Here is a 13,099-nt window from a genome sequence, read left to right on the forward strand (position 1 = left end):
TGAAACGCTTGCAATTGTAATACTGTCATTCCTCCTCCCTCTCTCTCTCTATTGTGCCATAAGTGTAGTTAGTGAACTTTTTTTCAGTGCTTATATGATTTGAGAATGAAAGGTATAATAGTAACCGTCTCAAGTCGGACAATAATGATATGGAGTTGATGGAAAATGAAATTGATGCCCTTAGAGCGCCGCGGAATTTCGAATAGCCGTCTTGCGCTAGGCTGTATGGGACTAGGCGGAAGCTGGAATGCTGCTGAAGCCTTTACGGCTGAGCACGTCCGCCAGGCGGAGAAAGCAATTGAGGCCGCGCTGTCGATCGGCATTACTTTTTTCGATCATGCAGATATTTATACTCAAGGGAAAGCGGAAGCTGTTTTCGGTCAGGTCCTCAAAAATCAGCCAAAGCTGCGTGAGCAAATCGTCCTCCAATCCAAGGTTGGCATTCAGCTTGCCGACGGCTATCTGCCGGGCCGCTTTAATTTCTCGAAGGAGCATATTCTGTCCTCGGTAGACGGCATACTAGAACGGCTCGGCACCGAATATTTGGACGTCCTGCTGCTTCACCGTCCGGATCCGCTCATGGAGCCGGATGAAATCGCGGAAGCCTTCACGAAGCTGAAGCTGTCGGGCAAGGTGCGCAACTTCGGCGTATCGAATATGAGTCCAGGACAAATTCGCTTCTTGCAGCGCGCGCTGCCAGATCCAATCGTTGTAAATCAGCTCGAAATGAGTCTGCTCCGTCATGACTGGGTCGATCAAGGCGTCCATGTTAATCAAAAAGCAGGCTTAAAGGATAATTTCCCAGAGGGGTTAATGGAAATGATGCAAATGGAGGACATTCAGATCCAGGCATGGGGACCGCTTGCTCAGGGTAGATTTTCCGGAAAGGTGTCGGAGAACGCTTCTGAGGAAGAGGTTAACACAGCTGCACTTGTTAAAAAGCTTGCAAATGAGAAAGAGACTACGCCGGAGGCCATCGTCCTAGGCTGGCTTATGAAGCATCCAGCGCGCATTCAGCCGGTTATCGGCACAGTTAATGCGGAGCGCATTATCTCCTGTCAGGATGCGGTTCGTCAGTCTGAGCTTATGACGAGAGAGGAATGGTATACGCTGCTCGTGAGCGTAAGAGGCGTCAATTTGCCGTAAATCCTTGCCTTTATCATCTTTGCAAGCCAAATTTTATTAATATTTTTTCATTTATTTCTCATAATTGCTGGTTTCCCTTTGTTTTGCTGTGTTTTCATTCTCATATGCAAAATTTCCCTGTTTCAACATGTGTTATAGTCAAATACATAAAACGAAACGCGGAGGGACATCCTGACAGCATGAGAAAATCGAACCTACTAAAATCGATTGCCAAAGCAGGCATTTGCAGCGCGATCGTACTATCGACTATCACATTAGGCGCTTTTGCGCAAAAAACGGAAGCAGCAACACCAGAAACAATGAATCTGATTACAAACAGCAAGCAACTAATCGGCACACCCTATAAATTCGGTGCACCAGCTGGCGTTACATACGCTTTTGATTGCTCCTCATTCACGCAATTTATTTTTAAGGGGTTAGATATTAATCTGCCTCGCACCTCGGTCGGTCAAGCATCGGTCGGAAAGAAGGTCGCCAAAGGCTCGCTTAGCATGGGAGATCTCGTCTTCTTCAAGACTAACGGGAAATCCATCAGCCATGTGGCTGTATATGCAGGCAATAATAAAATCCTGCACAGCTCCAGCAGCAAAGGTGTAACGATCTCGGATATGAGCTCCGGCTATTGGGCGAAGTACTATGTTACGGCTAGACGTGTAACCTAATCCATGAATAAACGCTATATTTTTTTAAGGAGCAATGACTGCTGCAAGCGGTCATTGCTCCTTTCTCTTTCCTTTAACACAAAGACAGGCTGCAGGAAAGACGCTATGAGAAAAGGTGATAAACATGTCCTTCCGCATACCTTTCATTAATGACCTTCAGCCAGCTTTCATCGTGCCCTGCCAGATAGAAGCTGTCCTTCCTTTTGCAAGCAACGCCTTCAAGCTCTGAGCGCTTAACGAGCTCAAAGAGCCGCGTCCCTTAGAAAAGAAACTTCCCTTTAGCCGAAAAAATCGTTAAAATGGGATAGAGTTGTCTACTTTCATCTATTACATAAGCTGATTCTATTTGAGAAAGGAATATTCCAATATGATTATTCAACCGAAAACTCGCGGTTTTATTTGCACGACCGCACATCCGGAGGGCTGCGCACAACAGGTGCAGCGTCAAATCGACTATGTACAAGGACAGCCGGCTATTGAAGGGCCTCGCAACGTGCTTGTAATCGGCGCTTCCACAGGGTACGGATTAGCTTCACGCATCGTGTCCTCTTTCGCCGCAGGCGCGAATACGGTCGGTGTATATTTCGACAAAGCGGCTGAAGGCGCTCGTACCGCATCTGCGGGCTGGTACAACTCGGCAGCATTCGAAGCAGCCGCTTCCGCAGCGGGGCGCAAATCGTACAGCATCGTTGGCGATGCGTTCTCTGATGAAATTAAAGCCAAAACGATCGACCTGATTAAAAATGAGCTAGGAAAAATCGATCTCGTCGTATACAGCGTAGCTTCTCCTCGCCGTACGCATCCGAAGACGGGCGAAACCTTCGCTTCTGTTATTAAGCCGCTTAACGACACCTATTCGAACAAAACCGTTAACTTCCATAATGGTGAAGTAACTACTGCTACAATCGAGCCTGCAACCGAGGACGAGCTTCGTCAGACAATCGCAGTTATGGGCGGCGAGGACTGGCAAATGTGGATCGATGTGCTGCAGCAGGCTGGCGTGCTTACTGAAGACGCTACTACCGTCGCTTATTCATACATCGGTCCGGAAATTACGCATGCTGTTTATCGCGAAGGAACCATCGGCGCTGCCAAGAACGACCTGGAAGCAACCGCTCGCCGACTGAATGAGCAGCTTGGCGCGAACGGCGGACGTGCATATGTATCTGTGAACAAAGCGCTCGTTACGCAATCAAGCTCAGCGATTCCTGTTGTGCCGCTTTACATTTCCGCACTTTACAAGGTTATGAAGGAGCAAGGCATTCATGAAGGCTGCATCGAGCAAATGTACCGTCTCTTCTCTGAGCGTCTGTACGGCAAAGGTGAGACGCTTGTTGACGAGAAGGGCCTTATCCGCGTTGACGATTGGGAAATGAGACCTGAAATTCAAGCGGAGGTTGCGAAGCTTTGGGCCGATCTGACGACAGAGAATGTCTATGAGCTATCTGATCTCGAAGGCTATCGCCGTGAGTTTTTCCAGCTGTTCGGCTTCGAGACTGACGGCATTGATTACGAGGCTGACGTGAATCCAGACGTGAACATCCCTAACCTGCGTTAGGAGCAAATAAGAAGCCAGTTAGACCCGTTGATCCGGACTATCTGGCTTCTTCATTTCGTTTTCTTGCTAAAAGAACCAAAAATATCGCCGAATACCTTACTAAGGTGTCCGGCGATTTCTCATTTAGCCTATTGCAGCTTTACGATTTGCCAAAAAATCGATCATCGAGCGGGCCTGCACCTTGCCTGCTGCTGCGGGCTTGCTTATCGCCTCACCGCTTACACGGAAGCGGAATTCCACGGTTTTGGAAACGCCTGGAATGAGGTCGAAGTAATTGTCGCTGAACAGCCCTTCTCCTTCAGCCGTCAACCATACTTGCTTCGCTAACACATCTGTCTCCAGCGTAAATTTCGTACCTGCGCTTCCTGCGACTTCTGTGATACGAACGCTGCTTTCCGTAAGCTTAAGCTCTTTGGCATGAACAAAATAAAACGCTTTACTGTCCACCTTTTGCCCGCCTGCTGTAAGCTCAGCGTACAACACAACGCTGCCCGCGTCGAGGCCTTCGAGCCACTCTTGCTCGTTTAGTGTAAACATAACTGCCGCACTATTGCCTTGAAGCATTGCTTGAACGGTTTCCTGCTTCAGAACCGAACCATTAAAATCATACAGCGTCACACGAAGATCGCCTGCTAGCGGTGTCAATACATCTGTTACGACATATACTTGAATCGATCCATCGTCCGTACGATCGAAAGATAACATCGTGTCGGCAAAGCTCTTTTTCGCGTAATACTGCATAGCTTTCCACTTTCCGTAGTAATCCATGCCCGCCCATGAAGCGACCGGCCAGCAATCGTTCATTTGCCAGTACAGCGTACCCATGCAGAAAGGCATTTTGCGGCGATGCGCTTCGATCGCCATCTTCATTGCCTCTGCCTGGAGCACCTGACTCATATAAAGAAAGGATGGGAAATCCTTCGGCTCGCTCATATAGATATCCATATATTCCTTAATTAGACGATTGCCGTCCCCGTTCTTCTGATGCGCCCTCATCACCTTCGAGTCCAGCTCTAAATCCTGCTCTACCGCGAAAGTCATGACCGTTTCATATTCCGGGAAGGACTGGAATCCATACTCGCTCATAAAACGTCCGACTTTTTTATTGTAATTTTCGAACGGTTCAACCGCATGCCAGACGCCCCAATAGTGAATATCTCCTTCTGAGGAGAGGGGATGCGCATGTTGATTAATATCTCCAGACAACGAGATGAGCGGCGATGAAGGCCAATAATCGGTTCCCGGCGCGAACGCTGAGACTGTATCCGGAAGAATGTCATGGAACACAGCCTCATAGTCGGCCCAAATCTTCTCCCTCTGCTCTGCTGTATAGTTTTTCTTCCAGCCCCATCCACCTGTCTCATCATATTGCGCCCAAGCCGAGTCAATCTCGTTGTTGCCGCACCACAAAGCGATGCTAGGATGATTGCGCAGACGCTTCACGTTTTCTTCCGCTTCAAGACGAACATTAAGAAGGAATGCGTCGTCTCCCGGATACATGCTGCAGGCAAACATAAAGTCCTGCCATACCAGAATGCCATACTCGTCACAGAGCTCATAGAAAATTGACTGCTCATAAATACCGCCGCCCCAAACGCGCAGCATATTCATATTGGATTCAACTGCTGTTACAATTTCATGTCTGTAGCGTTCCTCTGTCACGTCTGTAATGAAGCTGTCATTTGGAATATGATTAGCTCCTTTGGCAAACACAGGCACACCATTCAATTCAAAATAAAAGCTTGCCCCCGCCGCATCTTTGTCCCGTACTAGGCGGATCGAGCGTAAGCCGGTGCGGACAGATTTGTCAGCAATTACCTTATCCTCACGCAGCAGCTCTGCCGTAAAGGTGTATCGATGCGCATCTCCCAGACCTCTGCTCCACCATAGCTGCGGCTCCTTGATCACAGCCGGCACTTGAACCTTATTTAAACCTTGCTTCAAGTCTACCTCTTGCTCCCAAGCATGGCCTTGCGTGCTCAGCTTAATCGTGCCCGCCCAATTCTGCTCGGCTTCAACCTCCACGGTGATTGTCAAGCTGGCCTCAGCTGCGGTTACATTGTCCTTCTGTACATAGACATCGTTTATTTTGCTGTCCGACCAGCCTTCCAGCCTCGCATCACGCCAAATTCCGCTCGTTACGAAGCGCGGACCCCAATCCCAACCATAATGATACGGCGCTTTTCGGGCAAAAATACTAATCTTCTGCTCTCCCAGACCGCCAAGCTCAGATTGATCGTTCGTAGCCGGCAAGTTGTAGCCCAGCTTATCGATTTTCGGAAGATCCTCCTGAACCGGTGACCGGAAGCGGATCGACAGCTGGTTATTTTTTTCTGTCGCGATTGCTTTCACATCAACCTTCCAAGTTCTGAACATATTATCGGCGGATAACACATGTTTTCCATTCACAAAAACATCGGCATACGTATCTAGACCATCGAACACAAGCTCTAGCTTAGTGGAGCTGTAAAGGCTCGCCGGAATGTCAAAGAAAGACTGATATTCCCAATCTATCTTGTCTATCCATTGTAAATCATGCTCATTTGTTGCATAGAATGGATCTGCAATAACGCCATTGCGCAGCAAGTCAGTATGGACACAGCCCGGTACTGTTGCTTTCAGCCATTCCTCATCCTTGCATGCTTTAAACTTCCAATTGCTTAGTGCTTGTGTCATCTGTCCCATAATATCCTCCTAGGTGCTTAATGCGCATAATTACTCGTTTGACAATAACATGTTATTATATCTGTTTTTATATTACATAACAAAGGTTATCACCAAGTGCTTCATTGGTCAATTTCGTTTTTAAATATATTCATTAAATCGAGCATTTAAACGGTGTAGTTATTCAAAAAAATCAGTTATACTGATAGTAGGAATGACCAAATTAACAGATAACAAAGGATGAATGTCGTGAAGGGAAAAGTTACGATACAAGAGATCGCTGACCATATAGGCTTGTCGAAATATGCTGTATCCAGAGCGTTATCGGGAAAATCAGGCGTAAGCGCACAAACGAGAGAACGAATTATGAAGACTGCAGGCCAGCTTGGTTATTTCAAGGATTTGCCCGGCACATCTGTTTCTTCAGAGCTCATTGACCTCGATACGAGGACATGGTCAGGGACGATTCTCGTGTTATTTCCGAATGTTCGGTACCAGAACACCGACTCCTTATACTGGGGTCCGATATTTAACGGCATTTCTGCGCGGCTGAATCAGAAGAAAATTAATATCGTTACGCTTACAGAGCCGGAGGATGACTCGATGTTCACCTTGCTTAACCCGGAAGCGATCATGGGCATCATTACAGTGGGCTCGATCTCCAGCTCCATACTGTTTGATATCAAGCGCCTCGGTATTCCCGTGGTTATGGTTGATCATCTGGATCGCAGCTTTCAGTCCGATTCGATCTTTGCAGATAACTTGTCCGCTATGCGGGAAATGATAGGTGTGCTTATACGCAAGGGGTTTAAGAAATACCGATTTGTCGGCAATATAAAAGAAGCTCAAAGCTTTCAAGAAAGGTGGATCGGCTGTCGGGCCGAATTAGAAGATGCTGGACTGGATGGCAATGCTCATCCGATTCCAATCGGGGACGATCTTAACGCATTTGCCGATGCTATGGCTGCAGTCATCGAACAAGAAGGGTTGCCTGATGCATTCATATGCGTGAATGATATTTCCGCAAAGTTTGTGATTGAGGCGCTAGAGGGCTTAGGTGTCAGCTTGCCAGGGCAAGTAATCGTTACCGGCTTTGACAACACTCATCCCACGATTCCAATAACGGCTACGGTCAATGTCGACAAGGAGCTGCTTGGCAAGCGGGCAGTGGATCAAATTTTATGGCGAATTCTTAATCAAAGCTCCAGCTATGAGAAGAAGCTTATCCAAGCGGAGGTTATCTTCCGCAATTAATGTGTAAACCAAAAAGAACTGCTTCCGGGGGTCTGGATGACCTTGTGGCGCAGTTCTTTTTCTATGCGTAATCATACTTGGCTTTCTATTTGCACTATTCGGTCACAGATTACAGCTGCGTCATCCTTATCATGCGTAACAAGAATGCAGGTCATGTCAGCCGCGCGCAGCATGCGCTTAAGCTCTTCCCGAATACTCTGCTTCAAATCCGCGTCCAAGCTGCTGAACGGCTCGTCCATTAAGAGAAGCTCAGGAGCAGGAGCAAGCGCTCGGGCAAAGGCTACGCGCTGCTGCTGTCCTCCGCTCAGCTCATGCGGATACCGTTTGCGAAATGGCTGGAGCTGAATGAGCTCGAGCATTTCATCCAATCGCAGCAAACGTTCCTTCTTGGTCAACCCGTGCAGGCCAAACAAAATGTTTTGTGCTACGGTTAGATGCGGGAACAGCGCATAATCCTGAAAGATCATGCCAACGCCTCGCCGTTCAGGAAGCACGAGCTTATGTTGATCGACCAGCGTTCTGCCATTAATGACGATACTCCCGCTTCGCGGGGCTTCAAGACCGGCAATGATGCGCAATAACGTGCTTTTTCCACAGCCGCTTTGTCCTAGTATGCCGACAATCTCACCTTTATTCATTTGCAAGGAAAAGTCCTGCAGTACATTTCTTTTTGCCCTGCTATATCCGAAAGAGACGCTCGACAGCTCAAAAAAAGTCATGTTGATTTCTTCTCTCCTAACCAATGATAGAAAAAGACGGAAATGACGCCGACCGCAATAATAATCAAGGATGGAACGGACGCCTGATGAATTTGTTCATCGCTGGCATATTGATAGGCCTTGGTCGCGAGCGTCTCAAAATTGAACGGACGCAGAAGCAGCGTTAGCGGCAGCTCCTTCACGATTTCCATAAAAGCCAGAATGAATCCTGTCAGCACGGCCCCTTTGATAAGCGGCAGATCGACCTTGAAGAAGGTTCTCGTCATCCCCATTCCGAGCAGTCTGGAGGCCTCGGAGTACCGATTGCCGATCTTATCAAATCCAGCCTCTATCGCATTAAAGCCTACCGATAGAAAACGGATCACATAAGCAAATACGAGCATGACCAGCGACATGCTTAGGACAAGCTTGTTCGCTCCAAAACCAAGCCACACATAAAACCCGCTAAGCTGACCGTCGATTGAAATGAACAGGGCCAATACACCAATGGATAACACGGCGCCTGGGATTGAATAACCCATAGAGATTAGTCTCGTTAGCGCAAGCGCAAACAAGGAACGCTTGGCCGCCCGCGTGGCATTCGCCACAATAACAGCAAGCAGCATCAATAACATAATCGCAATGAAGGCGACCGTCAGCGTATTGCCGATTAACGCAATAAAGTGGGCATTTAATATATCCTCGTACGTCCATGTTGCCCAGACGATCAGCTGCAGGACAGGAATGCCGAATGACAATGCGAAAATAACAAGGCTGACAAATACTGCAATAAATGCTTTGACACCGCGTAATTTCCTTCTCGCCAGCGGTCTCATCTTGCTGGTCGAGGAGTGATACGCCCTGCGTCTGCGAACTAGACGTTCCAGAAGAAACAGTCCAATAACGAAGCTCATCATCAAACCGGACAAACGTATAGCTGAATCGACATCATACATGCCGAACCATGTTTTGAAAATTGCTGTCGTGAATGAAGAGATGCCATAGTGCTTGGTGACCCCATAGTCATTCAGCACCTCAAAGGCCACCAAACTTACGCCGCCCACAATGGCAGCCTGCGAAAGCGGCAGCACGATGCGAAAAAACACATGCAGCGAGCTCTTGCCCAGCAGCCTGGCATTTTCAATGAATACGGCGCTTTGCCTCTCCATAAACGTTTTCGTAATGAGATAGACATACGGAAATAAAAACAGCGTAAAAACAAAAATAGCGCCCTTCATGGACATGATGTCAAAAAAAGCTTGATTAGGCGTTATACCAAGCACATTACGCATAAAAGCCTGCACGCTACCGGTATAGCTTAACATATTACCGTACGTATAGGCAGCTATATATGGAGGTATGGCCAGCGGAAGCACAAAAACAAAATGAAAGAAGCGACGCAGCGGAAATTCATAAGCGGCAACGAGCCAAGCAAGTGACACGCCAATGATAACCGTAAAGCTGCCTGTTCCCAGCACCAGCCACATAGATTGCAAAGCAGCATCCACTACTACGTATTCTTTAATATGCTGCCAGTTTTCGTTCGGCGCTTGAAATAGTCCGAACAAAAGATAAAGAGACGGAACAAGGGCCGCTAGGGCCCCTATTACGCTTATGATCATCCAGCCGTTCAGCTTTCGCTTGAAGTTTCGCCATGCTGCAGAAGCATTCATTCTTATTTCCAGCCTACCTTATTTAAAATCTCAACCGCTTTTTTGTTATTCTCTCCAAGCTTGGCGAAATCAAGCTGCTGCGCTTTGAACTCTCCCCAGCCCTTCAGCAATTCCGGCATATCAGCCGCTGCATTCACTGGAAATTCATAGCTTCCTTGAGTCAGCAGAGTTTGTCCTTCCTTGCCGGTAATGTACTCGATGAGCTTAATGGCATTATCTTTGTTCTTAGCATGCTTGGTAAGACCTACACCGCTAATGTTCAGATGAGCGCCTGTCGTGTCCTGATTTGGGAAAAACACGCCGACTTGCTCTGCAACCTTTACTTCCTCCGCATCCTTGGAGTTCAGCATTTGACCTACATAATAAGTGTTCATAATCGCCACATCGCCTTGACCCGCGACAATCGCTTTCGCTTGATCGCGATCTCCGCCTTCCGGATCACGAGCAAAATTGTTGACAATTCCCTTAGCCCACTCTTCTGTTTGCTGCTCGCCATTCAGTTCAATAAAGGAAGCCAGCAGTGATTGATTGTACAAGTTGGAAGAGGAGCGCACAAGCACCTTTCCTTTCCATTTTTCACTCGCCAAGTCCTCATATGTGGACAATTGATCCGGTGTAACACGATCCATTGCGTAAACGATAACGCGGGCACGGGTTGCCATGCCTACCCATTGATTATCCGTATCACGCAGCTGTGCCGGCACATTGCTCTCCACCGCTTGGGATTCGATTGGCTGCAATACATCGTTTTGTTTGGCGTAGTTCAATACACCGCCATCTACTGTAATGAACAAATCTGCTTCTGAGCTTTCTCCTTCACGCTTCAAGCGCTCAACCAGCTCTTCTGCTGTTCCCTTGATTTCATTGACTTTAATGCCGGTTTCCTGCGTAAAAGCTGCAAATAGCTGGCTATCTACATCATAGTGACGAGCCGTAAATACATTAACAACCTGATCTTTACCGCTATTGTCAACTGCTTCTGTTGGTGCAGCGCTAGCTTCAGGGGATGGGGATGCCGCATTTGTTGGAGCATTTTCTGTGTTGTTGGCACCGCAGCCTGCTAATACGAGTACTGTCATCATCGTGAGCATCAAAATGCCGACTATGTATTTCTTTGTCATCTTCTTCGTTCCCCTTGTTTGTTTATTTGTCTCTCCTGATAATGAATATCATTACCAACGACTCAACAGTTCTTATTGTAACGAATTAAAATGAGAAAATGCTGTGAAAATATAAAAAAGATAGCTTTCCGAATATTATTTTCGAGATGCTATCTTGAAGGCCAGTGAAACTGACGTACCTTCATGCTCTTTACTCTCGATGATCATCTTTCCTCCATATCTATCCATGAGACGTTTTGCAATAGCTAGACCAAGACCATATCCTCCACTCTCGCCGCTTCTTGCCTTATCCGCCCGGTAAAGCCGATGCGTGACAAACGGCAAATGCTGCTCTGAAATACCAATCCCAAAATCAGTAACGCCGATGACAGCGTACTGCTCGTCAATTTCGGTTGTAACCAGGATCGATTTGCTCTGACCCGAGTATTTAATAGCATTGTCCAATATAATAAGCATAATCTGCTCTAAATGCTGCTCCGAAATGACAAGGTTGGTCCGGGATAAAGCATGAAGCTCCGCTTTAATGTTGAAGTCAGAATAGAGTAAGGCAAAATTTTTGACAACCTGATTAACAGTTCGTTCCGCTTGAGGCCATTCCGAATGCGGATTCTCGTACTCCTTCTCGGCTCTCGATAAAGTGAGCAGCTCCTCGACAAGTCCTTTCAGTCTAGCCAGCTCCTGTGCTGAAGCGTTCAAAGACTCTGTAAGGACAGCAGGATCATCCTTTCCCCACCTCTGGAGCATCGCCAAATGCCCTTCGATGATGGCAACAGGCGTTCTCAGCTCATGAGAAGCATCCTCTACGAATTGCTTCTGCTGCTCGAACGAACGCTCCACCTTCTCCATCATATCGTTAAACAACTTCATCAGCGTTGTTATTTCATCATGGTTATTCTCATTTAGCGACACACGCTGGTGAAAGCCTTTTTCCTTAATGTTCAGCATCGTTTCATTCATCGCTTGAAGCGGTCGAAGCAGCTGCCTGGCAAGCAGTCCTCCGCCAATGCCGCTAATCACAACAGCACCAAGACAGCATATCAGCATCACTTGAAAAAAAGCTGAGCTTAGCTTGTCGAATTCCTCAATACTTTTGACAATTTCAATGGTCCCGTTAAACTCAAACACGGTGAGAGGGCTGCGCATGAGCAATAGATGCTCGTCCAAATACCATGTACCGGCAGCAGTCAGGCTGGACGCAGGATAAGACTGCTGCCATTTCACCGGTATGTTCTCAGATACGATAATGAGCGGCTGTCCTTGCTCATCCAATACGCGTATCAGCTGATTATTCTCATTCACCTTCTCAAGAAAATGTCGAATCTGCCCCAGCTCCGAACCTTGGAAGGTAAGCTCCTTCTCCAATAAGTAGTTCAATATTTCCCTCAAATCCTGCCGCGTATTTGACTCTTCCTGATTCGCCATCCAACGCTCAACAAAAATGTATTGCACGGCATTATATGCAGCAAACAGTAGAAAGAGCAGAAGTGACGACCAAATCGTCAGCTTCCACTTCATAGGTATTTGTGAAAAAGCTAATGTTAGCTTGCTCATTTTTTCATCACATAACCGATGCCCCGCTGTGTTTGTATAAAGCTAGCCTCACCGGGACTATCAATTTTATTGCGCAAATAGCGTACATAAACATCCACTACATTCGTATCTACGGCAGCTTCAAAGCCCCACACTTTATCCAGCAGCGTCTCCCTGGAGAGAACACGATTCGTATTTTGCATAAAAGCGACCAGCAAGCCGAACTCGCGCTTCGTCAGCACAATCTGCTCATCCCCCTTGCATACCATCCTTTCATTCAAATCTACGGTCAGCTCGTGGAAGGTAAGCATCGAACGCTCCTCTTCAATCTGCTTTTCCTGCCGTCTAAAAACAACTCGGATGCGCGCCAGCAGCTCTTCAATCGCAAAGGGCTTCGGCAAATAATCATCCGCTCCGCTATCCAAACCTAAGACGCGGTCTGTTATACTGTCTCTGGCCGTAAGCATAATAATAGACGTTGCTTTGGCAGCTCGAATCCGCTTGCACACTTCAAGTCCATCCATGCCCGGCAGCATTAAATCCAGCAATATAATGTCCCACTCATCTCGTAAAGCAAGCTCGAGTCCGCTATTTCCGTCATACGCGACGACAACGCTATACGCTTCATGCCGCAGCTCCAGCTCAATAAACCGCGCTAAATTTCTCTCATCCTCAATGAGCAAAATTTTCTTCATCTAGTGATCCGCCTTTTCTTTAAGCTTGCTCATTTAAATCCTTATCTTATACATTTTATTTGATAATCGTTCTCAACGTCAATTGTAAATAAAAGGCT

Annotated in this window: 10 protein-coding genes; 4 read left to right on the plus strand and 6 right to left on the minus strand. The window is 47.2% G+C overall.

The window, feature by feature from the left end; genetic code table 11:
- Positions 1 to 165 precede the first annotated feature (165 nt).
- The 3 genes from ACO9K6_RS07135 (at position 166) to fabV (ending at position 3,366) form a co-directional block, all read left to right on the plus strand.
- On the plus strand, positions 166 to 1,146 hold the full coding sequence (locus tag ACO9K6_RS07135; protein WP_424766848.1) for an aldo/keto reductase: 981 nt from the start codon (positions 166 to 168) through the stop codon (positions 1,144 to 1,146).
- Positions 1,147 to 1,325: 179 nt separating this feature from the next.
- Positions 1,326 to 1,808: a C40 family peptidase gene (locus ACO9K6_RS07140; protein ID WP_424766849.1), complete on the plus strand. Its 483-nt coding sequence runs from the start codon at positions 1,326 to 1,328 to the stop codon at positions 1,806 to 1,808.
- Between the two features lie 367 nt (positions 1,809 to 2,175).
- On the plus strand, positions 2,176 to 3,366 hold the full coding sequence (gene fabV, locus ACO9K6_RS07145) for an enoyl-ACP reductase FabV (protein WP_424766850.1): 1,191 nt from the start codon (positions 2,176 to 2,178) through the stop codon (positions 3,364 to 3,366).
- 123 nt (positions 3,367 to 3,489) lie between these two features.
- Here fabV and ACO9K6_RS07150 read toward each other — a convergent pair whose 3' ends face one another.
- Positions 3,490 to 6,051, minus strand: coding sequence for a beta-mannosidase (locus ACO9K6_RS07150; RefSeq protein WP_424766851.1), 2,562 nt, complete (start codon positions 6,049 to 6,051; stop codon positions 3,490 to 3,492).
- A gap of 228 nt (positions 6,052 to 6,279) precedes the next feature.
- On the opposite strand from ACO9K6_RS07150, the gene ACO9K6_RS07155 reads away from it, so the two are divergent.
- Positions 6,280 to 7,284 carry a LacI family DNA-binding transcriptional regulator gene (locus tag ACO9K6_RS07155; RefSeq protein ID WP_424766852.1) on the plus strand — a complete coding sequence of 335 codons (1,005 nt, stop codon included), beginning with the start codon at positions 6,280 to 6,282 and terminating at the stop codon, positions 7,282 to 7,284.
- Between the two features lie 71 nt (positions 7,285 to 7,355).
- Here ACO9K6_RS07155 and ACO9K6_RS07160 read toward each other — a convergent pair whose 3' ends face one another.
- The 5 genes from ACO9K6_RS07160 to ACO9K6_RS07180 all read right to left on the minus strand — a co-directional run bounded on the left by ACO9K6_RS07160 (position 7,356) and on the right by ACO9K6_RS07180 (position 13,001).
- Positions 7,356 to 8,003 carry an ABC transporter ATP-binding protein gene (locus ACO9K6_RS07160; protein ID WP_424766853.1) on the minus strand — a complete coding sequence of 216 codons (648 nt, stop codon included), beginning with the start codon at positions 8,001 to 8,003 and terminating at the stop codon, positions 7,356 to 7,358.
- Positions 8,000 to 9,655, minus strand: coding sequence for an ABC transporter permease (locus ACO9K6_RS07165; protein WP_424766854.1), 1,656 nt, complete (start codon positions 9,653 to 9,655; stop codon positions 8,000 to 8,002). The genes ACO9K6_RS07160 and ACO9K6_RS07165 overlap by 4 nt, the downstream gene beginning before the upstream one ends.
- A 2-nt stretch (positions 9,656 to 9,657) precedes the next feature.
- Positions 9,658 to 10,776 carry a Fe(3+) ABC transporter substrate-binding protein gene (locus tag ACO9K6_RS07170; protein WP_424766855.1) on the minus strand — a complete coding sequence of 373 codons (1,119 nt, stop codon included), beginning with the start codon at positions 10,774 to 10,776 and terminating at the stop codon, positions 9,658 to 9,660.
- 135 nt (positions 10,777 to 10,911) lie between these two features.
- Entirely contained in the window at positions 10,912 to 12,327 is a 1,416-nt protein-coding gene (locus tag ACO9K6_RS07175) for an ATP-binding protein (protein ID WP_424766856.1), read from the minus strand.
- Positions 12,324 to 13,001 carry a response regulator transcription factor gene (locus ACO9K6_RS07180; RefSeq protein WP_424766857.1) on the minus strand — a complete coding sequence of 226 codons (678 nt, stop codon included), beginning with the start codon at positions 12,999 to 13,001 and terminating at the stop codon, positions 12,324 to 12,326. The genes ACO9K6_RS07175 and ACO9K6_RS07180 overlap by 4 nt, the downstream gene beginning before the upstream one ends.
- Positions 13,002 to 13,099 lie beyond the last annotated feature (98 nt).

Source organism: Paenibacillus praedii, assembly GCF_049725345.1.
In the GTDB taxonomy this organism is placed as follows: domain Bacteria; phylum Bacillota; class Bacilli; order Paenibacillales; family Paenibacillaceae; genus Pristimantibacillus.

Bases quoted from the DNA above. Each gene is read 5' to 3' on its own strand.
- fabV (WP_424766850.1), top strand. From the start codon at position 2,176: ATGATTATTCAACCGAAAACTCGCGGTTTTATTTGCACGACCGCACAT.
- ACO9K6_RS07140 (WP_424766849.1), top strand. From the start codon at position 1,326: ATGAGAAAATCGAACCTACTAAAATCGATTGCCAAAGCAGGCATTTGC.
- ACO9K6_RS07165 (WP_424766854.1), bottom strand. From the start codon at position 9,655: ATGAATGCTTCTGCAGCATGGCGAAACTTCAAGCGAAAGCTGAACGGC.
- ACO9K6_RS07150 (WP_424766851.1), bottom strand. From the start codon at position 6,051: ATGGGACAGATGACACAAGCACTAAGCAATTGGAAGTTTAAAGCATGC.
- ACO9K6_RS07175 (WP_424766856.1), bottom strand. From the start codon at position 12,327: ATGAGCAAGCTAACATTAGCTTTTTCACAAATACCTATGAAGTGGAAG.
- ACO9K6_RS07170 (WP_424766855.1), bottom strand. From the start codon at position 10,776: ATGACAAAGAAATACATAGTCGGCATTTTGATGCTCACGATGATGACA.
- ACO9K6_RS07160 (WP_424766853.1), bottom strand. From the start codon at position 8,003: ATGACTTTTTTTGAGCTGTCGAGCGTCTCTTTCGGATATAGCAGGGCA.
- ACO9K6_RS07180 (WP_424766857.1), bottom strand. From the start codon at position 13,001: ATGAAGAAAATTTTGCTCATTGAGGATGAGAGAAATTTAGCGCGGTTT.
- ACO9K6_RS07135 (WP_424766848.1), top strand. From the start codon at position 166: ATGAAATTGATGCCCTTAGAGCGCCGCGGAATTTCGAATAGCCGTCTT.